This window comes from Cellulophaga sp., assembly GCF_039943695.1.
Classification (GTDB): Bacteria; Bacteroidota; Bacteroidia; order Flavobacteriales; family Flavobacteriaceae; genus Cellulophaga.
This window is the reverse complement of sequence record NZ_JBDVAA010000106.1, coordinates 31,256-52,441: the sequence shown is the minus strand read 5'-3', so window position 1 is coordinate 52,441 and position 21,186 is coordinate 31,256. Positions and strand designations below refer to the sequence as shown.

Genomic DNA, 21,186 nt, shown 5'->3' with positions numbered 1-21,186 from the left:
TGTATTTTGGTTTATACACTATGGTAGAAGAAGTAGAAGATACAGTTATAGATACGCAGTTTGCAGATAATGATGGAAACTTGTACAAACCAGATGGTGATGGCGCAAGCTTTGCAGATGGCTCTTTTACTGAAGATGTTTTTGTAAAGAAAACAAATGAAGACGATGAAGATTATTCAGATATTTTAAGCGTTTTTGAAGTTTTACACGCAGAGAATAGAACTACAGACCCTGAAACTTGGAGAACAAATTTAGAATCGGTTTTTGATACAGATAAGTTTTTAAAATATTTAGCTGTAAATACTGTTATACAAAATTGGGATACGTATGGTAGAATGACGCATAATTACTTTTTATACAACAATCCAGATACAGAAAAGTTACAATGGATACCTTGGGACAATAATGAAGCATTACAAAATGGAAATATGCAAGGCTCTTTAGCTTTAGATTTTTCTGATTTAAACTCAACAGAATGGCCTTTAATTGGCTATTTATATGCAGATGATACTTATAAAGCTACCTATGATGCTTATGTGCAAGATGTAGTAGACAATACATTTAATACTAGTATTATGCAATCTAAATACACCAATTATGCATCATTAATAGAACCTTATGCAACTACAGAATTAGAAGGGTATACATTCTTAAATTCTAGTGCAGATTTTTATATAGCGGTAGACGAATTAAAAAATCACGTTAGCGAACGCGCAACAGCAGTTCAAAATTATTTAAATTAGTGGGTAAACAATATCAATTTTACAAAAGTCAGTTATTCTACTATAACTGGCTTTTTGTGTTTTTGAGTATGCACATTTAAAGGTATATTAGTGTAAAATACAATTACAGAATTAAATAGGGTATTTACAGAAAACCACTACCAATACACAGATTGTTCAACATTAGCATTACTAAATACCGCATCTTTGTAGTGTAAATAAGATTTTTGATAATAGTAGTTTTTTTAGATTGATTGAAATTTAACTACTTGTAGTCGGTAGTTAAATTGGTTAGTAGTTGAGTTAGTTTTAAAAAACCGGTTATTTTTTAATAACCGGTTTTTTATTTTTAATAACTAAGAGTTTATTATATGCTAATTAAATAATTTTTCTGAAACATTTTATCATATATATCTTTACTAAACATATACAATTGTGCAGGTTTTTTAGAAACGCCAACCTGTTTTTCATCTAAAGCTATGATGTATTTTTTATTAATAAGCTTTCGTCTAAAGTTTCTATTATCAATTTCTATACATAAAATAGACTGGTAAAGATCTTGAACCTCATTAATGGTAAATTTGTCTGGTAATAATTTAAAAATTATAGGTTCAGACAAGCATTTTACTTTTAAATCTTCATAAGCTTCTAAGATAATGTTTTTATGGTCAAAGCCAACTTCTGGTAAGTTGTTAACAGGAAACCATTTAGCGTTGTATTTATTCTTATTTAAATCTACATCATCTGTCTTTAATAAAAAATAATAGGCAATAGTTATGGTTCGTAAATTAAATTCTTCATTCCTAATCCATACAAGATCCTTTTTATTCATCAATCTATTTGGATCACCAAAAGCCTTAAATTGTTTTTTATATTGATTTCTTAAACCAGTTAGTTCTTCTAATACTCTTGTGGCTGTTTGGTCTAACGTCTCGTCTTCATATACATGGTATCCTGTTAATACATAATCATCTACAAGTACTTCTTTATCTTTCTCCAAATACCTTTTAATGAGCAAAACATTTAAAGATTTGGTAATGGTATCAAAACCAAAAACAACACAATCTACAGATATGTTTAATATTTTTTTCTGTTCCATAGTATAAATCAATCTAAAGGATTATAGATAATATTTAGGCTAATATAAGTATTTTTTATTATTAAACGTACTAAATACGTTTTGATGATTTTCATTTTAAATTGATAATATCTCATTTTAAGGGTAAAATAATACACTTAAATGTTAAATTAATACATTTTAAATACTTTTTATTAGGTTTTTAAGTTATTATTTATTTACATTTGAAAACAAACGTAAAAATGACGTTTATAAATTTATATAAATAATATATTATAAGATATGAAAGATATAAAGCTATTATTACCAAAAAATATTAGTCTGTGTATTGGTTTGGTATTTGTTTTTGGAGTAAATTTAATTTATGCACAAAATGATACTATAGTTGATTATAAGCCATTTAGCGTTAGTGCACACGTTAAAAATATGCATATATGGCACGGATTTGTGGTGCACTCTGGAGCCGTATTAGCTACAAGTTTAGAGTTTAACTCAAAAAATGAAAAGTTTACGTTTGGTTTTTGGGGTGGAGGAAGTTTTGCTACTACAGATGTAATAAATAAAGATACGGGAGATAATGTAAGTGCGTATTACAAAGAATTATCTATTTATACCAAATACCGCTTTTCTGACAAATTTTTTATAGAAGCAGTTACACATAATAATTATACTGGAGTAGAAGAAAGAGGAGATAAATTAAGCTATTGGAGTTATGATAAAACCCAAGGATACAACTTTGTAGACCTTAATTTTGGATATAATGTTACACCAAATACATTATTATACTTAGCAACAATTATAAATGGAGGTTCTGGAGACTATGAAGTTTTAGATGATGGAAGTTTAGAAAATTCTTGGACGCATTATTTTGAAATTAATAGTAAAGTTTGGCAAGATAAAAACTCTAGTTTGTCAGTTTTTGCTGGTGGAGCTTGGTCTTTTATAACAGACAAAACTTTTTATACAGAAAGTAGTGGTAATATTATAAACGTTGGTACAACTTACAATAAAAATATAGATATAAAAGGGTATAAATTGCCAGTAGATGTAACTTTAATGTGGAATCCAGAAGCAGAAAAAGCTGTATTACAATTAGATATAACCTTATTTTAATAACAACAAAAAAATAAACTATGAAAAATAAGAACTTTAAAGTAGCTTTTAATAAGCTATGTGTGCCGTTACTGTTGTTTACTTTAGTCATAAATATTGTTGGTTGTGCAGAGGAAATAAAAACAACCAAACGATCTAATGGTGATGAAGAAGAAACCGGACAAATTTTTAAAAGTGCTATAAATTTAAGTGGTAAAAAAGTGGGCTATTGTACTCCATCTTTAAATGCTCCTTATTATCAAGCTTTATTACAAAGCATTAAATCTACTGTAGAAAAAAACGGAATGGAATTTATTTCTGCAGATGGTCAGGATGATATAAATAAGCAAGTAGCTGCCGTAGAAGATTTAATAACTAAAGGTGTGGATGTATTGCTTTTAAACCCTAAAGATCCTGATGCTTTAGTTGGTGTAACAAAAATGGCAAATAAAGCGGGTATACCTGTATTTATTATAGATAGTTCTATTAGTCCTGCTGCAGAGTATATTACTACCATACAATCTAATAATTTGGCAAATGGTGAATTAGCAGGTGAGTGGTTGGTAAAAAAAATGGGAAAAACTAAAATGAATATAGCCCTGCTAAGTGGTAACGCAGGTAACCCTGTTGGTAAAAAACGTAAGCAAGGTTTATTACAAGGTATTACAGAAGAACAGCTAAGAACTCAAGGTAAAATAGACTTAAATGTAAAAACTCAAGCTTACACAGATTGGTCTTATGCAGGTGGTCTAAAAGCTATGGAAGATATTTTAGTGGCTCACCCAGATATTAATGTAGTAATTACTGAGTCTGATGTTTGTGTACTTGGTGCTATAAAAGCTATTGCACAAGCTGGCAAAACTGATGAGATATTAATTGTAGCTGGTGCAGACGGACAAAAAGAAGCTATAAAGTACATAATGGACACAGATTTTTATGGTTGTACAGCAATGAATAGTCCTGTGCAAATTGGTATAAACTCTGTAAAATATGCAATTGAGTACTTAAATGGTAAAAGAGATTTTGACAAAACATCTTTTACTGCTCCATTGTTAATTACAAAAGAGAATGCCTCAAAATACTACAATCCAAAAGCATTATTTTAATATGAAAAATTCTGATAATGAGTACCGATTAATAATGTCTGGAATCTCTAAAAGTTTTGGAAATGTTTCAGTATTAAAAGATGTAAACATAAAAGTAAAGCACGGAGAAATTCACGCTTTACTAGGTGAAAACGGTGCAGGAAAATCTACCTTAATTAAAATACTAAGCGGTGTACACCAAAAAGATACGGGTAAGGTGGTTTTAGATGGTGAAGAAATTACACCAAAAAACACGCATGATGGTCAGGTTTTAGGTATAAACGTGGTATACCAAGAGTTGTCATTAGTGCAAGATTTATCTGTTGCAGAAAACATTTACTTGCACAAACTTGGTACTACTAAATTTTGGATGAACTGGAAAGAGTTAACCAATAATGCACAAGAATTATTAGACTCTTTAGGTTTTAAAATTAACGCTTCAGCAAGAGTTAGAGACTTAAGTATTGTACAAAAACAAGTAGTAGAAATAGCAAAAGCCATTTCTGAAGATACTAAAGTATTGGTGCTAGATGAGCCAACAACAGTTTTTGACCCTACAGACATAAAAAAACTATTTAGTAACCTATTTAAATTAAAAGAAAAAGGAATTTCTATTATTTATATATCTCATCATTTAGATGAAATTTTTAAAATAGCAGATACCATTACTGTGTTAAGAGATGGTGTAGATACAGGCAGTATGTCTACTTCAGATACAGATAAAGATAGTGTTATTCATTTAATGATTGGTCGTGAATTAAGGGATTTGTACCCTAAAAAAGATAATTTAATAGGTGAAATTCCTGTTTTTGAAGTTAAAAATTTAACTGCAAAAGATACTATGGTTTATGATGTATCTTTCTCTGTAAAACCAGGTGAAATATTAGGTATTGCTGGTTTGGGAGGTAGTGGAAGAACAGAAACGGCTAAGCTTATTTTTGGTGCAGACAAAAAAAAATCGGGCACATTGTTTTTAGAAGGAAAAGAAATTAAAACAAATTCTCCTGTAGATGCAGCTGCTCACCAAATTGGTTTTGTGTCTGAAGACAGAAAAGAAGAAGGTGTGTTTTTACCATTATCTATTAGGCGTAATATAAGTGTTACTAGCTTTAAATCTATCTCTAGCAAGTTAGGTTTTATAAATATAGATAGTGAATATAAAAAGGTATTGGGTTTAATTGAAAAATTAAATATAAAAACTCCAAACTCAGAGGTTAATGTAAAAAACCTAAGTGGAGGAAATCAGCAAAAAGTAGCATTAGCAAAATGGCTAAGTATAGATAGTAAAGTAATTTTTATAGACGAGCCAACAAGAGGTGTAGATGTTGGTGCTAAAATTGAAATTTACAAGCTTATAAATGAAGTTGCTAAAAAAGGAGTTGGTGTTGTAGTAATATCTTCTGATATGCCCGAAATTATGGGAATTACAGACCGTATTTTGGTAATGCACCAAGGAACAATTTATGGAGAGCTACAAAAGCATCAATTTTCTGAAGAAAACATTCTACGTTACTCTATAGGAGAACCATTAAAACAAACTAATTAATAATATAAAACCAACATTATGGCTATCACATTAAAAGAGCAATTAAGCAGCCCAGGTGGTGTTCTTAAGTTTTTAGTAAAATATAATACAGTATTTATTTTTTTATTATTGGTGCTATTTTCAGCACTAATTTCAGATGTGTTTTTTACATCGGTAAATTTATCTAACTTATTAAAACAAGTATCTGGAATAGGAATTATAAGCATTGGTATGCTTATAGTAATTTTAACTGGCGGTATAGACCTTTCTGTAGGCTCTATGGTAGCATTACTTGCAGTAACATTTGCCATTTTAGTTAATATTTTTGCTTTACCATTAGCAATTTTAATGACACTTGCCATTGGTTTTGGTTTAGGTAGTATTTCAGGTTATTTAGTTGCTTATCAAAAAATGGCACCCTTTGTAGCAACATTGGCATTAATGACAATTGCTCGTGGTTTAGGTTTTATTTACTCTAAAGGTTCTCCTGTAACTTTTAAAACCTATGGAGGGCTATATATGTCTAATTTTGCTAACAACTCTACCTTGGGTGTTCCTAATATTGCAATTGTATTTTTTGTTATAGTTGGTATTACTATGGTTATGCTTAGGTATAATGTTTTTGGTAGATTAATTATTGCTATAGGTAGTAACGAAGAAGCTTCTAGGCTTTCTGGGATTAAGGTTAATAAATATAAGTTTTTAGTATATGCTATTTCTGGCACATTGGCAGCAACAGCTGCTATAATTGTAGCTTCTAGAACAAACTTAGGTTCTCCTAATATGGGAATGTCTTGGGAGTTAGATGCTATTGCTGCTGTAGTTATTGGAGGTGCCAGTTTAAATGGTGGTAAAGGAACTGCTATTAATACTTTAATGGGAGTGCTAATTTTAGGACTTATAGGTAATATTTTAAACTTATTAAATGTGCCATCTTACCCACAACAAGTAGTTAAAGGTGGTATTATCATATTTGCTGTTTTATTACAAAGGTTTGAGCGTAAATAAAAAAGATTCATCAATGGAAAATTTAAAATTAAATAACAGTAATCTTTCTAAAATATCAGAAAGAGTTTTGGTTCCTAATTACAATAGGTCAGACATTAAAACAGGTATTGTACACGTTGGTATTGGTGGTTTTCACAGAGCTCACCAAGCTTATTATACAGATTTGCTTTTGCAAAACAATAAAAATAAAGATTGGGGAATTTGCGGTGTTGCTCTATTAGATTTTGATGCTAAAATTTACAACACCTTAAAGGAGCAAGATGGATTGTATACACTAATAGTTAAAGAGTTAGATGGTACACATACCAAACAAGTTATAGGGTCTATAGTAGAGTATTTATTTGCCCCAGAAAACCCTGCAAAGGTGATTGAAAAAATGGCTAATTCAGATGTGAAAATTATTACACTTACCATTACAGAAGGTGGCTATAACTATAACGAAGCTACTAAAGATTTTGACTTTGATAATGCATTAATTAAGCACGATTTGGAATTTCCTAATAACCCTAAGACCATATACGGTTACTTAACACAAGCTTTTAAATTAAGAAAAGAAAGAGGTTTAAAAGGGTGTACCATACAGTCTTGTGATAATATACAAGAAAACGGACATATGATTAAAAATATGTTACTTAGTTATGTAAAAAAGGCGCAACCAAGCTTATGTGACTGGATTAAAGAAAACGTATCTTTTCCCAATGCAATGGTAGACCGTATAACACCAGCTACATCCTTAGAAGATATTGCTAATCTAAAAAACACATCAGGTATTTTAGATGCTTGGCCAGTAGTTTGTGAGCCATTTAAACAATGGGTAATTGAAGATGATTTTGTGCAAGGCAGACCAGATTGGGAAAATGTAGGAGCACAGTTTGTTACTGATGTTGTGCCTTATGAAAAAATGAAATTAAGTTTGTTAAATGCAGGTCATTCTGTAATTGGTATTTTAGGAGCTTTATTAGGTTACCAAACCATAGACCAAGCTGTACATAACAAAAATATTAGCACATTTTTACATTTGTATATGAATGTAGAAGTTACACCAGTATTGGGTAATTTAGAAGGCTTAGATTTAGATTTATATAAAAAAACGCTATTAGAGAGGTTTGGAAATAAAAACATAAAGGATCAGATAGAAAGAATTTGTTCTGAGAGTTCTGCTAAATTTCCAATATTTATTTTGCCTACGGTTAAGGCTCAATTAAAAAATAATGGTTCTGTAGACTTAGCTGCTTTTGTAGTGGCAGCTTGGGCAATATATAGCCTTGGTAAAAGTGAAAAAGGAGTGCCATTAATTATAAAAGATGCTAATAAATTATTGTTAGATGTAAAAGCAACAGCTGCTATTACTAAGCCAGAAGCATTTTTAGAATTAGATACTATTTTTGGAGAACTAAAAAATGCTAAAAAGTTTAAAGAAGCATACATCAAAGCATACAATAACATTACTAATAATGGAGTAGAGCAATGTTTAAGAGAGATAAATAGTAATAGTTTAAGTCAAATTTAAATGAAAAAAATTGTATGTTTTGGAGAAGTCCTTTGGGATATTTTTCCTACTCATAAAAAAATTGGAGGCGCACCTTTAAATGTTGCATTAAGATTAAATTCTTTACATAATAATGTGTCAATTATCAGTAAAATTGGTGATGATGAAAACGGTGAATTAATTAAAAAATATATTCAAAAACAAGGTGTAAATATCAATAACCTTCAGGTAGATGATACTTTGCATACCGGAGAAGTAAAGGTTCTACTTAACGCTAAAGGTTCTGCTACTTATGACATTCAGTTTCCTAGAGCTTGGGATAATATAGTACTCACAAACAGCACAGAGGAAATTGTAAAAAGTTCTGATGCTTTTATATATGGTAGTTTAGTTGCTAGAGACACAACATCTAGAGATACACTGTATAGCTTATTAAGGCTAGCTAAGTTTAAAATTTTTGATGTGAACTTAAGAAGTCCTTATTACACAACTGAAGTTTTAAATTATTTAATGAATGAGGCTAGTTTTATTAAATTTAATGACGATGAAATTTTTGAAATTACAGCTAGTCTAAACTTAAAAACTCAATCCTTAGAAGAATCTATAAAATTTATAGCATTAACAACAAATACAAAGTCCGTATGTGTAACAAAAGGTAGTAATGGAGCTATTTTATATTATAATAATATTTTTTACTACAATAGTGGTTACCAAATAGATGTTGTAGATACTGTTGGTGCAGGAGATTCTTTTTTAGGAACTTTAATTAATAAATTACTAGCAAAAAACAATCCACAAAAAGCCATTGATTATGCTTGTGCTGTTGGGGCTTTGGTTGCTGGTAGTGAAGGTGCTAACCCTAAAATTACTAATAAAGAAATTGATGAATTTATGTTGCAAAAATAATTTATAAGATTATTAAATACTATAAAAGACACTAACACATTTAGTGTCTTTTTTGCTTTTTGACTATAATAAGTAAAGAATGTCTAATATTTTAATTAAATTAGTAAACGCTTACTAACTTAGTATTTTTAAATATTTTCATTTTGAAAGAGAAAATAAAAAAAACAGCAATATCAATATTTAATACAAACGGAATAGCCAATGTTTCTATGAAACAAGTTGCCGATATACTAAAAATTAGTGCTGGCAATTTAAGATATCATTATAAAACCAAAGAAACACTTTTGGCTGTTATATATAGTGATATGTATGCGGAAACTTTAGATTATATTCTTCCTGAAAATACATATATAACTCTTTTTCATTTTGAAGAAATGATGCTAAAGTTTGATGATCTGCAGCAACGTTATTGCTTCTTTTTTAATGATATAGTTCATATAATTAAAACTTACCCAGAGATAGCAAAACAGTATGAGAAATCTAACATTGTGAGATTTAAAGATGCCAGAAAACTAATAGATTATTATATAGAAACCGAACGAATTGTACCTGAAAATGATTTTATAAACTACAATAAAACTATTTATAATATTTGGATGACAAGTACATTTTGGCAATCTCAAAAACTAGCTATAAATACAGCCAGTTATACCGTTAATAAATGTAGATCTATAGAAATGCTCTGGAGTATTTTATTGCCTTATTTAACAACAAAAGGCCTAGAGGAATACAAACAGCTTAGAAAATTTGTAAAATTACCTACCAACTAAATATACAACTATGAGAAAAATTGATAATCTATTGGCAGAATATGCTGTAAGTCATCAAACAAAACTAAATATAACGATACATTATATTTGTGTACCACTTATTTTTTTTAGTCTAATTGGCTTGTTGGCTAGTATACCTATGCCTAGTGAATTACAAAATATTTTACCAACTTTTTTACTGCCTTATGCTCATTTAGGTACTCTTGTAATAATTTTTGGTTTATTTTATTACTATAAGTTATCTAAATCTTTGTTTGTAGGAATGGTATTTTTTTCTACAATAATACTTTTAACAATAAATTTTGTAGCATTGTTTGTTCCTGCTCCTTTGTGGTTAAGTATGTTGCTAATTTTTATAGTTGCTTGGGTAGGACAATTTATAGGGCACAACCACGAGGGCAAAAAACCATCTTTTTTAAAGGATTTACAATTTTTAATGATTGGTCCGGCCTGGACAATGAGCCACTTTTTTGAAGCTTTGGATATTAAATTTTAAAATCAAATAATAATATTGTAAAATAAAAACACAGCATTAATCTGTGTTTTTATTTTTATAAAGCATTAATGGTGCTTAATAGTTTAGACTTACTTAAAAACAATTTATACTCCGTATCTATCTCTTTTAGCTGACTTTCTATTAATTTTACCTCCCTGTAATTCACTAAAAATAAAGAACCTTCACCTAAACTAAATTTACGCTCTTCTGTATGTACCAGTTTTTTATAATCTAGTACTAGGTTATTTAATATTTTAAACTGATTATTATAAGATTCTATTTCCTGTAAACTGCTTTCTATTTTGTTACTTAAACTTACTTTAGTAGCCATTATGTCAAAATTTAGATCTTGTAATTTTACTTTTGCCAGTTTTAAATCTGCTCTTTCTTTTCTCAAAAAAAGAGGAAAACTAACTACTAATCCTGTTTTATAGTTTGATGTATTAAAACTATCTAAATTTTGATAATCTGAACTTAAAAAATTATACTGTAAATCTACTTTAGGTAACAAATTATTGGTTTTATACCTTTTGTCAATTGTTAATATCTCCTTTTTAGCTTGTAATTCTTTTAATTTTGGATGATTTTCAACCAACTCATCAGTAGTGTTTAGTATAGCACTATTTAATACCGTATTAATACTATTAATTGTGGTTACATCTGGTGCAATAGCATCTTCAATTTCCAAAGGCAAATTATTTTGCAACCATAAAAAATTAGAGACTTCTAACTTAGATTTTAAATAACCAATTTTTGCTTTTTCAATATCTAATAATCTATTTTTATAGTTAATATTAGCCTCTAAGGTATCTACTGCAGGCTTGTCTCCAGCATCAAAACTTTTTTTAACATTTACTAATCTTGTTTCTGCATTTTTTAAATATACGTCGTAAACAAGTTTTGCTTTGTAGTTTTTTAACCAGTTAAAATAAGCTTCAGTAGCAGCAAACAAAAAGTCGTTTATTACTTGTTTTTGTTTAGCACTAGCTTGTTTTGTATACAATTTGGCCTGTTTTAAAGTAGCCATTCTTTTATTGGTTAATAAGCCTTTAGCTAAAGAAACAGAAACACCTGCACTATACAAACCATCATCTGGAGTATTGTATTCTGGATTTAAATAGGTACCGTCATTATTTTCATAATTTGCTTTTAGCTCTATGCCATACCAGGTAGGTATTTTAAAAGCTGCGTTTAGTTTATCATAATAAGTAGTTCCTTTAAATTCTTTATTACTAAAGTCTACTTCTAATTTAGGGTCAAAAGCACCTCTAGATTTCATTAATTTGGCCTCACTTTCTGTAGTTATTAAACGCGCTTGCTTAACTATAGGATGATATTTTTTTACGTAACCTAAATACTCTTCTAAGCTAAGAATACTATCATTACCCTGTGCGTGAGTAAAAACACAAAATAAAGAACAAAATAATATAATATAATTCCTCATTTGTATTTATTTTTTAGGTGAAGCTGTTTCTTTGGGAGCTTTGGGAGTATAGTAATTTGGTGGGAAACTATTTATTTGTCGCCAAATCTCAAACCAAATAGGAACATTTTCTAATAAAGCTATTGTTTTAGCACCAGAGCCAACGCGTATGGCTTCTGGCCAAGCAACCTCATTAGAGTTAGGTTTTAGTAAAACTCTATATTTTCCGTTAGCACTAATAAAGTTTTCTATAGCAACAATTTTTGCTCCGTAGGTACCATAAGATACATTTGGCCAACCACTAAAAACAATTGCCGGCCAACCATCAAACTGTACGCGCACATCTTCACCAATATGTATTAAAGGTAGGTCTATTGGGCTAACATACATTTCTACAGCTAAATCATAATTAGCAGGCATAATATTTACTAATGGTTCTCCTTCTTTAAAGGTTTCTCCTATACCTGCTTTTATTGTTTTATTAATGTAACCAGCTTGTGGGGCAGTAATGTATAATAAACTACTACGTTTGGTGTAATTAGCCAAACTAGTCTCTAGTTTAGAAACTTGCGCTTCTGTGTCTAACCCGCTAGATTCTGCAGTATATAAACTACTTTGTGCTTTTGCAATTTTATCTGCATAAGTAGCACGTAAAGTTCCTATGGCTAACTTACTGTTAATTAAGTCTTGTCTAGTGCTTAGCAATTTGTTTTGTTGTGATGTTAGCTTGGCATTTATTTCTTGTAATTTAGATTGCTTTTCTTCTACATCTTTAACTGCTTTTATACCTTCTGTCTGTAATGCAATTGTACGTTGGTATTGTGTATTTGCAATATCTGCGTTAATTTTTAAAGCCTCAAGGTCTATACTATCACTGGTAACTTTTAAAGCAGTTTGTGCTACTTTATTTTTTGCTTGTTCTAATTTTAAAACACGCTCTTGTTGCAAAGCTGCTATTTGGTTTTTTAAGGCATCAGTTTTGTTTTTATAAGCAACTACAGAAGAAGACTTAGCTGTAAGTTGATCATTAGTTCTTTGCGCTAAATTTTCATCAAAATAATCGCTTTTTACTTCCGATATTCTAAGTATAGTATCACCTTTTTCTACAAAATTACCCTCTTGTACATACCATTGCTCTACACGACCTGGAATTTGAGATTGTAATGTTTGTGGTCTTTGGTTAGGCTTAAGAGTGGTAACATTACCTTGGCTTGTGATGTTTTGTGTCCAAGGTAAAAAGAGAATTAGCAGCAAAAAAACACTAAAAAATTTCAGAAAATTTTTAAAACCTTTGTGATACTCTTTATTAAATATTTCTTTTCCAGACCTATAGTGAGATAAGTCTATATTTTTAGCTACTTGATTTTTAGATATATTTAGCATAGCTTATGATTTAGAAGAGATTATAACACCATTTTTTAATGTTATTTTCTTATTACATTTATTTTCCCAACTTCTATTATTACTAACAATTATTAAACTCCAAGGATGAGTTTTTAGCGATAAATAATCTATAATTTGATTTGCTTCTTGTTCCTCAAATAAATCTAATGGATTTTCTAAAATTAATACCTTAGGTTGTTTAACTATTGCTCTAGCCAAAACCAATTTTTTAGTTGTTGTGTAAGCAATTTGCTTGCCTTCTGGTATTAATATTGTATTTAAGCCTAAAGTTTGTTGTTTTAGAAAATCTATCAATCCTAAGTGCTGAAAAGTAGTGTATATAGCTTCATCACTAATCTCCTCGTCTCCAAAGGTTACATTTTCTCTAATACTACCTTCAAACGTAGTTTCTTCAAACAAAGACATTCCTAAGTTAGCTCTATAGTTATTTATGAATAAACCACTAATAGCCAAATCATTCACGTGTAAATAGCCACTTGTAGGTAATACAACACCAGCCATTAATTGTAACAAAGTAGACTTTCCAGATCCACTTTCGCCAGTAACTAAAACTCTATCTTTAGGGTTAACTGTAAAAGATATATCTTTTAAAATTGTTTTATTTCTTTCTCCTACAGTATATGATATGTTATTTAATTCTAAAGTAAAATCATCCTTTTCATTAATAATTTCACCTGTTTGTGGTTCCAAAGGTTTGTCTACAATTTGACCAAGTTTTTCAATAGAGGTTAGAACATCGTAAAAAGATTCTAAACCTAATATTAATTTTTCAACAGAATTTATAACTAATAAAATTATAATTTCAGCAGCAACAAACTGTCCTATATTCATACGTTGGTCTAGTACTAAAAAACCACCAATAGATAATAAACCCGCTGTTACTATAACTTTAAACCCTATCATTTGTAAAAATTGTACCTTTAAAATAGAGAAGTGACTTTCTCTAGATTTTAAATACTTATCTACCAAATAATCTGTTTTTTCTAATGCTAATGATGTTTTACCAGACAGTTTAAAACTAATTACAGATCTAGAAATTTCTTGTAACCAGTGAGCAACTCTATATTTATTTTTAGATTCATTTAAACTAGTGTCTAATCCTTTTTGAGAAGTGTATTTAAAAACAACATACGCTAAAAGAACTAACAATATTCCAAACAGAATAAAAAACGGATGGTAAAATGAAAGTAAAATTAGAGCAAAAATTATTTGCAATAGGGCAGAGGGTACATCTATTAAAATTTTAGATAACCCTTTTTGTATTGTTAGGGTATCAAAAAATCTATTTGCCAATTCCGGAAAGTGTAAATTTCTTAATTCTACCATTTTTATTTTAGGAAAACGATAGCTTAACTCAAAAGAGGCGCGTGTAAAAATACGCTGTTGTATCGTTTCTATAATTCTTATTTGCATTAGTTTTAGCACACCAGAAAAAGCAACTCCTATAGTAACTAAAACAATTAAAACAATCCAAGAAGCAGATACTTGTGCACCTTGTAATAAATTTATAATGGTTTGTATACCAATAGGTAAGCTAAGTGCTACAATCCCTTCAAAAACAGCATAATAACCAATTTGTAATATATCTTTACGCTCTAACTGCAATAACCCCAAAAATCGTTTCCAAGGTGTTAAAGTTTTATTTGACATTTAGTAGTGTTTTAAAAGTTAAGTCTGTATAAAAATCTGTTGGTGTAATTTTGCTATTACAGTTTGTAATAGACTTAAAATGTAGTTTTAAAAAGTGCTGGTGTAAAGCACCTTCTACTAAATTACTAGCAAAACTTAAAGGGTATTTATAAGTAGGGCTGTAAGCTGTAATAATTTCTGCAATACGCTGTACAGTACGTTTATATGGCATAAAAAAACCTTCTTTATTATCTTGATCTACGCCTTTGGTATAATAAGCCTTAGAGTTTTCGTTAACAATGATAGAGTACAGTAACTCCTCGTTTATGTGGCTATACTTATTATCTTGTTCTGTAGTTTTAGTAACAACCTCTATAGCTTTTTTTAACTTTTCAGAAGTGTCTGTAATGCTATAAGTTTCTATAACTAGTTGGTACTCTACCCAACCCCAGTACCAAGCTGTTAGGTACATAAGTAGCTTGTGTTTACTCTCAAAATACCTATAAATAGAACTCTCATTAGAGCCAATATTTTTTCCTATTTTTTTAAATGTAAAATCTTCAAAACCAATTTCTTCTAAAAGAACAATACTGTGTTCTATAATTTTTTTACCTAATGTAGATGATTCAGGATCTTTTAAATAAATTCCTTCAGGTATTTCTATTTTAATGTTTGAAAGTAATTTTTTCATAACCAAAACTATTATATGCAAATATAATAGTAATACTATTAAAAAAGAAATACTGTCTATTAATTAGCTCAATGTGACTACGATAAAATTAAGAAAACACTAGTAGAATATGGCCTTTAGAGTAATAATTAAATATATGTTAAAAGTTGATAGTCATTTTTTTTGAATATATAACTTAGGTAGAGTATTAGTAATAATAATTGAAATGATTAAGTAACAAAAACCTAATAGAATGGAGGTTTCACTGAAAATTGAATGGTGTTTACAGAAATTTACTTTTTGAGGAATTTTTAATACATAGATTTGAATAAAGAATGTAATTACAATAAGACTATGAAGATAAAATTAACAGCTATACTTATTTTAATCTGTACAGTTATTACTGCACAGGAAAAAGATACTCTAACAGGGCGTGAGGATAATGTAGAATACAAAGTAATTCTTGATGGTGAAAATTTGTATTTAACGCTGCGCACAGAGTTTAAAGAAACTATGCAATCTATGTTGCACCGTGGCTATACTATATATTTTGATGTAAAAGGGAAGAAAAAGAAAAATGTAAGTATACAATATCCTTTAAAAGGAGAACGCCCAGAAAAAAGAGCTAGACCAGAAAGGGGTGAAGGTAAAGTAAGAGGTGAAAATAGCAATGAAAAAGCGCCAGATATAGCAAAAATGATTGAAAATTTACCTAAAAAGGCAAATTACACCTATTTTGATTCTTCTAGAGATTTTAATTTAGATATAAATGATTTAGGAATTACAATGAACTATAATTATGAAGATGCCAATGAAGGACCAATTTTAGAATATCATCTAAAAATACCAGCTTCTAAAATTTCAGAAGACAACATAGATTTGACTAAGCTATCTATAGGTATTGTTTCTACTAAGTTAGCGCAAAACCAACAACAGCCTAGTGTAAGTATGGGCGGTAGACAAGGTGGTGGCCAAGGCAGACCTTCTGGTGGCAGAGGCGGTGGTCGTGGTGGTGCTGGTAGAGGAAACAGTGGTGTACCTCCGCAAAGAACTGCAACAACAGAAAATAAAATAGATTTTTGGTTTAAGCTTTATCCAAAAAAAAATAAATAAAAACACTAACCATTACATTTTATTAAAAACCGATTACGTAACCGTAGTCGGTTTTTTTTTGCGTTATGTTTTTTAATTAGCTGTAAATACAACGCATTAACACTTATACTTATAATCTATAATTGTATTTAGTTGCTCAAAATCTCATCGATTAAAATAGGGTTTTGGTATAGAGAATTCACCCAAACGTCTATTACACTTTATTATGGTTGTCTTTTGTTTCACTTTTGAAGTGTAAATTAAAATACACGTTATATGAAACGATTACTAATTATAACCATAGGCTTTTTAGTGCAAGTAAGTTTTGCACAAACAAATGAAGCATTAGCAAAAACAACTTGAACGCTGCAAGATTGTATTACCTATGCTATAGAAAATAACATAACACTAAAAGATGCAGCATTAGACAAATCTCAAGCAGATGTAGCTTATTTTAAAGCTAAATCTTCTAGGTTGCCAAATCTTTTTGGCTCTGCGTCTCAAAGCTTTACCAATGGTAGCTCTATAGATCCTATTACAAGTGATTTTGTAACAGATCAAATATATAGTACCAATGTAGGTTTAAATAGTTCAGTTGCACTTTTTCAGGGCAATCAAATTAACAATGAAATTGCAAAAAATAAAATACTTGCAAACCAAAGTTTGTTTTTGCAAGAAGAGGCTAAAAACAATATTATTTTAAGTGTTTTAGAAAATTACTTGCAAGTGTTACACGCTAAAGAAGGTATTGCTATAGCAGAAAACAACTTAAAATCATCTGAGGCAGAGGTAGAACGTGCTAAAGCAAGGTTAGATGCTGGTACAATAGCACTTAATGATTATACAGAAGCTCAAAGTCAGCAAGCATCTAATAAGTATACTTTAATAAATGCTAAAAACACATATCAGCAATTTGTTATAGCCTTAAAACAATTACTAGAGCTAAACCCTGCTAATGATATAGTGATAGAGCCACTAGACAACAACACAGATTACTCATCTATATTATTAGATAAAACAGAAATATATAGTAAGGCTTTAGGTATTCTACCTGAGGTAAATGCTAGTGATTTAAATATAGCGTCTAGCAAAAAAGATTTAGATATTGCCAAAGGAGCTTATTTACCAACTTTGTCTTTAACGTCAAGCATAGGAACAGGTTATACAAGTATTAATAATAACACATTTTCAGATCAGTTTGAAGTTAATTTTAACCAGCGAATAGGTTTGTCTCTTAACATTCCAATTTTTAATAAAAATCAAACCAAAGCGGCTGTTCAAAATGCAGAAATTAATATTGAAAAAGCACAAATAGCAAAGCTGTCTACAGAAAAAGAAATATATCTTAAAGTAGAAACTGCTTATCAAAATGCAATATCAGCTCAAGAGCAATTGTTTGCTGCAGAGTCTTCTATGGAAGCTGCTAAACAGTCTTACCAATTAGCTCAAAAAAAATATGAGTTAGGTGGCTTAAGCACAACAGATTTGGTAATTAGTCAAAACACTTATACCAGTGCACAAGAAGACTATTTACAAGCAAAGTATCTATATATTTTATATCACGAATTATTACAATTTTACCAAGGAAACGACATAAAACTTTAATCAATATAGTTATGAAAAATAAAAAATACATAATAATAGTCAGTATAGTATTAATTGCACTAGCAATTGGTGGGTACAGCTTTTTTAAAAGCGATAATGCAATAATTATAGAACCTAAAACAGTTACTGCTAAAAAAGCAAATGTTACTACAATGGTAACTGCTACCGGAACCATAGAGCCTATTAACCAGGTAGATGTTGGTACACAAGTATCTGGCGTAGTTGAAAAAATTTATGTTGACTACAATAGTGTTGTTAAGGAAGGTCAACTTATAGCAGAATTAGACAAAACTAATTTACAAGCTGCAAAAACACAGGCACAGGCTGCTTATGATAATGCAATTAGTCAAAAAAATTATACAAAAACAATTTACGACAGGCAAAAAACTTTATATGACAATCAAGTTATAAGTAAATCTGATTTTGATGATGCAGCATACGCCTATCAAACAGCAAAAGGAACGGTAACTCAACGTTATTCTGACTTACAATCTGCAATAACAAATTTAGGATATGCTAATATTTACTCGCCAATAGATGGTGTGGTTTTGTCTAGAGATATAGAAGAAGGACAAACAGTAGCTGCTAGTTATAGTACACCTACATTATTTACCATTGCACAAGATTTAAAAGAAATGCAAGTAGAGGCAAATGTAGATGAGGCAGATATAGGACAAGTTATAGAAGGACAACGTGTAGAGTTTACAGTAGATGCCTACATAGGAGAAACGTTTAAAGGTATAGTTACACAAGTGCGTTTAGACCCTACAGTAACCTCTAATGTAGTTACTTATACTGTTGTAATTAAAGCAGAAAATGAAGATTTAAAACTTAAACCAGGTTTAACGGCAACCATTTCTATTTTTACTTTAGAGTTAAATAATGTATTAACAGCAGAAGCTAAAGCAATTAACTTTAAACCAGAAAGAGAAACCTTTTTAGCATACAATCAGCAACATAAATTAGAGGCTAGTAATGATGAAAGATCTAGAGAAAATAAAACACTTTGGCTATTAGAATCTAATGGTGCTATTGTGCCTAAAGTAGTAACACTTGGTGCTAGTGATGGTGTAAATGTTCAAATTTTAAGTGGTGTTAATGAGGGTGATAAATTAGTATACAGTTTAAAAGGTGTTTCTAGGTCAGAAGCAGAAACTTCAGAGAAAAGCGAAAGTCCATTTATGCCACAACGTCCAGGAGGTAACAGAAAAAAATAATAGCTATGAGTAAAGAAATTATCAAAATAGAAAACTTAAAACGAGAGTTTACTATGGGTACAGAAACTGTTCATGCGCTAAAAGGAATATCATTTGATATTAAAGAAGGTGAGTTTGTAACCATAATGGGTTCTAGTGGATCTGGTAAAAGTACAATGCTAAATATTTTAGGATGTTTAGACCAGCCAACCTCTGGTTTGTATGAGATTGATGGTGTTAGTGTAAAAGATTTAAATAGAAATCAATTAGCAACTATTAGAAACGAAAAAATTGGTTTCATTTTTCAATCTTATAATTTACTTGCAAGAACATCTGCTATTGAAAATGTAGAACTACCGTTGCTGTATAACAGTAAAGTTTCGTCTAATGAACGTAGAGAACGTGCTATTAAAGCTTTACAAATGGTAGGTTTAGGTGAGCGATTACACCATACACCTGCTCAGTTGTCTGGAGGACAACAACAACGTGTAGCTATTGCTAGATCTTTAGTTAATAATCCAGTTATGATTTTAGCAGATGAAGCTACAGGAAATTTAGATACGCGTACCTCTTACGAGATTATGTCGTTATTTCAAGAATTAAATAAACAAGGTATTACTATAACATTTGTTACGCATGAGCCTGATATTGCTACGTTTAGTAGCAGAACTATAGTGTTAAAAGATGGTGAAATTATGCAAGATTATAAAAATCATAAAGTACAATCTGCGGCAGATGAATTGGCTAAATTACCTAAACAAGACCATTAATTATGAGACTATTAAACTTATTTAAAATAGCAACAAAAGCAATTATTCTTAATAAAACAAGAACCTTGCTTACCATGTTAGGTATTATCATTGGTGTAGCTTCTGTAATTGCAATGCTTGCAATAGGAGAAGGCTCTAAAGAAAGTATACGTACTACTATTTCTGCAATGGGATCTAATATGATAACCATACAACCAGGAGCAGATAGTAGAGGACCTGCTAGAGGTAGTGGTGGGGATGTACAAACTTTAACACTTGCTAATTACAAAACTATAAAAGAGCAATCTACTTTGCTTAGTTATATAACTCCTGTGGTAAATGGTTCTGGGCAGGTTATTAATGGTTCTAACAACTGGCCTTCTTCAATTTATGGTGTAAACCCTGAATATTTAGACATTAAGGTTGTTGGTTTGCAAAGTGGTAGTATGTTTACAGATGCCGAGGTAACTTCTGCTTCTAAAGTAGCTGTAATTGGTCAGACTGTGGTAGAAAACGTTTTTCCTGATGGTCAAGAACCAGTAGGGCAAATGATTCGTTTTAATAATATTCCGTTTAAAGTAATTGGTGTTTTAGAAGAAAAAGGAGAAAACACCTTTGGTCAAGACCAAGATGATGTGGTAATTGCTCCTTATACAACAGTTCAAAAACGTATTTTGGCAATAGACCATCTAAACCAAATAATAGCTTCTGCAATTAGCGAAGATGATGCACCAGCAGCAGTAACACAAGTATCTGAAATTTTAAGAACAGAACATAAGCTGCAAGCCAATCAAGAAGATGATTTTAGTGTACGGTCTATGGAGGAGTTAATTTCTACATTTAGTTCTACTAGTGAAATGCTTACTATTTTACTAGTTGCAGTAGCCAGTATATCTTTATTAATAGGAGGTATAGGTATTATGAATATTATGTATGTGTCTGTAAAAGAACGTACAAAAGAAATTGGATTACGAATGGCTGTTGGCGGAAAAGGATCTGATATTTTAATGCAATTTTTAATAGAAGCCATTTTAATAAGTATTACAGGTGGTGTGCTTGGTGTAATCTTAGGGCTGGGAGCAACTGTATTTATAGAAAAATTCTTAAATTGGCCAACAAGTGTAGCTATGTATTCTATAATAATATCTTTTGCAGTTTGTGCAATTACAGGTATCTTTTTTGGATGGTATCCTGCAAGAAAAGCTTCTGCTTTAGACCCTATAACTGCTTTACGTTACGAATAATAT

At 30.3% G+C, this 21,186-nt stretch carries 19 protein-coding genes; 14 read left to right on the top strand and 5 right to left on the bottom strand.

The features are described 5' to 3' along the window. Window positions 1–743 (top strand): CotH kinase family protein (locus ABJD66_RS07155; protein ID WP_348129817.1); only part of this gene is annotated, 743 nt, incomplete at its 5' end. Window positions 744–1,089: 346 nt separating this feature from the next. On the opposite strand, the gene ABJD66_RS07150 is transcribed toward ABJD66_RS07155, so the two are convergent. Next, window positions 1,090–1,821 (bottom strand): NUDIX domain-containing protein, encoded by a 732-nt coding sequence (locus tag ABJD66_RS07150; RefSeq protein WP_303544416.1) that lies wholly within the window; start codon window positions 1,819–1,821, stop codon window positions 1,090–1,092. Window positions 1,822–2,082: 261 nt separating this feature from the next. Here ABJD66_RS07150 and ABJD66_RS07145 point away from each other — a divergent pair, with 261 nt between their 5' ends. The 8 genes from ABJD66_RS07145 to ABJD66_RS07110 all read left to right on the top strand — a co-directional run bounded on the left by ABJD66_RS07145 (window position 2,083) and on the right by ABJD66_RS07110 (window position 10,171). Beyond that, complete coding sequence (locus tag ABJD66_RS07145; protein WP_348129814.1) at window positions 2,083–2,913, top strand: hypothetical protein; 831 nt, start codon at window positions 2,083–2,085, stop codon at window positions 2,911–2,913. 20 nt (window positions 2,914–2,933) lie between these two features. Beyond that, window positions 2,934–3,998, top strand: a complete 1,065-nt coding sequence (locus ABJD66_RS07140; protein WP_348129811.1) for a substrate-binding domain-containing protein — start codon at window positions 2,934–2,936, stop codon at window positions 3,996–3,998. 1 nt (window position 3,999) lies between these two features. Beyond that, entirely contained in the window at window positions 4,000–5,523 is a 1,524-nt protein-coding gene (locus ABJD66_RS07135; protein WP_348129808.1) for a sugar ABC transporter ATP-binding protein, read from the top strand. Between the two features lie 18 nt (window positions 5,524–5,541). After that, a complete protein-coding gene (locus ABJD66_RS07130; protein WP_100895999.1) occupies window positions 5,542–6,510 on the top strand; it encodes an ABC transporter permease in 969 nt (322 codons plus the stop codon). Window positions 6,511–6,523: 13 nt separating this feature from the next. Further along, window positions 6,524–8,020: a mannitol dehydrogenase family protein gene (locus ABJD66_RS07125; RefSeq protein WP_348129805.1), complete on the top strand. Its 1,497-nt coding sequence runs from the start codon at window positions 6,524–6,526 to the stop codon at window positions 8,018–8,020. After that, window positions 8,021–8,905, top strand: a complete 885-nt coding sequence (locus tag ABJD66_RS07120) for a carbohydrate kinase (protein WP_348129802.1) — start codon at window positions 8,021–8,023, stop codon at window positions 8,903–8,905. A gap of 143 nt (window positions 8,906–9,048) precedes the next feature. Beyond that, complete coding sequence (locus ABJD66_RS07115; RefSeq protein ID WP_348129799.1) at window positions 9,049–9,675, top strand: TetR/AcrR family transcriptional regulator; 627 nt, start codon at window positions 9,049–9,051, stop codon at window positions 9,673–9,675. A 10-nt stretch (window positions 9,676–9,685) separates the two neighbouring features. Then, window positions 9,686–10,171, top strand: a complete 486-nt coding sequence (locus ABJD66_RS07110) for an Mpo1-like protein (protein ID WP_348129797.1) — start codon at window positions 9,686–9,688, stop codon at window positions 10,169–10,171. A 55-nt stretch (window positions 10,172–10,226) separates the two neighbouring features. Here ABJD66_RS07110 and ABJD66_RS07105 read toward each other — a convergent pair whose 3' ends face one another. Genes ABJD66_RS07105 through ABJD66_RS07090 form a run of 4 tightly spaced genes read right to left on the bottom strand, consistent with a single transcriptional unit; the run spans window position 10,227 to window position 15,318 of the window. Beyond that, a complete protein-coding gene (locus ABJD66_RS07105) occupies window positions 10,227–11,615 on the bottom strand; it encodes a TolC family protein (RefSeq protein WP_348129794.1) in 1,389 nt (462 codons plus the stop codon). Between the two features lie 6 nt (window positions 11,616–11,621). After that, a complete protein-coding gene (locus ABJD66_RS07100) occupies window positions 11,622–12,977 on the bottom strand; it encodes an HlyD family efflux transporter periplasmic adaptor subunit (protein ID WP_348129791.1) in 1,356 nt (451 codons plus the stop codon). A gap of 3 nt (window positions 12,978–12,980) precedes the next feature. Further along, on the bottom strand, window positions 12,981–14,648 hold the full coding sequence (locus tag ABJD66_RS07095) for an ATP-binding cassette domain-containing protein (RefSeq protein WP_100895993.1): 1,668 nt from the start codon (window positions 14,646–14,648) through the stop codon (window positions 12,981–12,983). Continuing rightward, window positions 14,638–15,318: a TetR/AcrR family transcriptional regulator gene (locus ABJD66_RS07090; protein WP_348129788.1), complete on the bottom strand. Its 681-nt coding sequence runs from the start codon at window positions 15,316–15,318 to the stop codon at window positions 14,638–14,640. Before ABJD66_RS07090 ends, ABJD66_RS07095 begins: the two co-directional genes overlap by 11 nt. A gap of 333 nt (window positions 15,319–15,651) precedes the next feature. On the opposite strand from ABJD66_RS07090, the gene ABJD66_RS07085 reads away from it, so the two are divergent. From ABJD66_RS07085 to ABJD66_RS07065, 5 genes are all read left to right on the top strand, one after another. Next, on the top strand, window positions 15,652–16,410 hold the full coding sequence (locus ABJD66_RS07085) for a hypothetical protein (RefSeq protein ID WP_348129785.1): 759 nt from the start codon (window positions 15,652–15,654) through the stop codon (window positions 16,408–16,410). A 345-nt stretch (window positions 16,411–16,755) separates the two neighbouring features. After that, entirely contained in the window at window positions 16,756–17,994 is a 1,239-nt protein-coding gene (locus ABJD66_RS07080; protein ID WP_348129821.1) for a TolC family protein, read from the top strand. An 11-nt stretch (window positions 17,995–18,005) separates the two neighbouring features. Then, window positions 18,006–19,211 (top strand): efflux RND transporter periplasmic adaptor subunit, encoded by a 1,206-nt coding sequence (locus ABJD66_RS07075; RefSeq protein ID WP_348129782.1) that lies wholly within the window; start codon window positions 18,006–18,008, stop codon window positions 19,209–19,211. Window positions 19,212–19,216: 5 nt separating this feature from the next. Continuing rightward, window positions 19,217–19,960, top strand: coding sequence for an ABC transporter ATP-binding protein (locus ABJD66_RS07070; RefSeq protein ID WP_348129779.1), 744 nt, complete (start codon window positions 19,217–19,219; stop codon window positions 19,958–19,960). A 2-nt stretch (window positions 19,961–19,962) separates the two neighbouring features. After that, window positions 19,963–21,183, top strand: a complete 1,221-nt coding sequence (locus ABJD66_RS07065) for an ABC transporter permease (RefSeq protein WP_100895987.1) — start codon at window positions 19,963–19,965, stop codon at window positions 21,181–21,183. The last annotated feature ends 3 nt before the right edge of the window (window positions 21,184–21,186 follow it).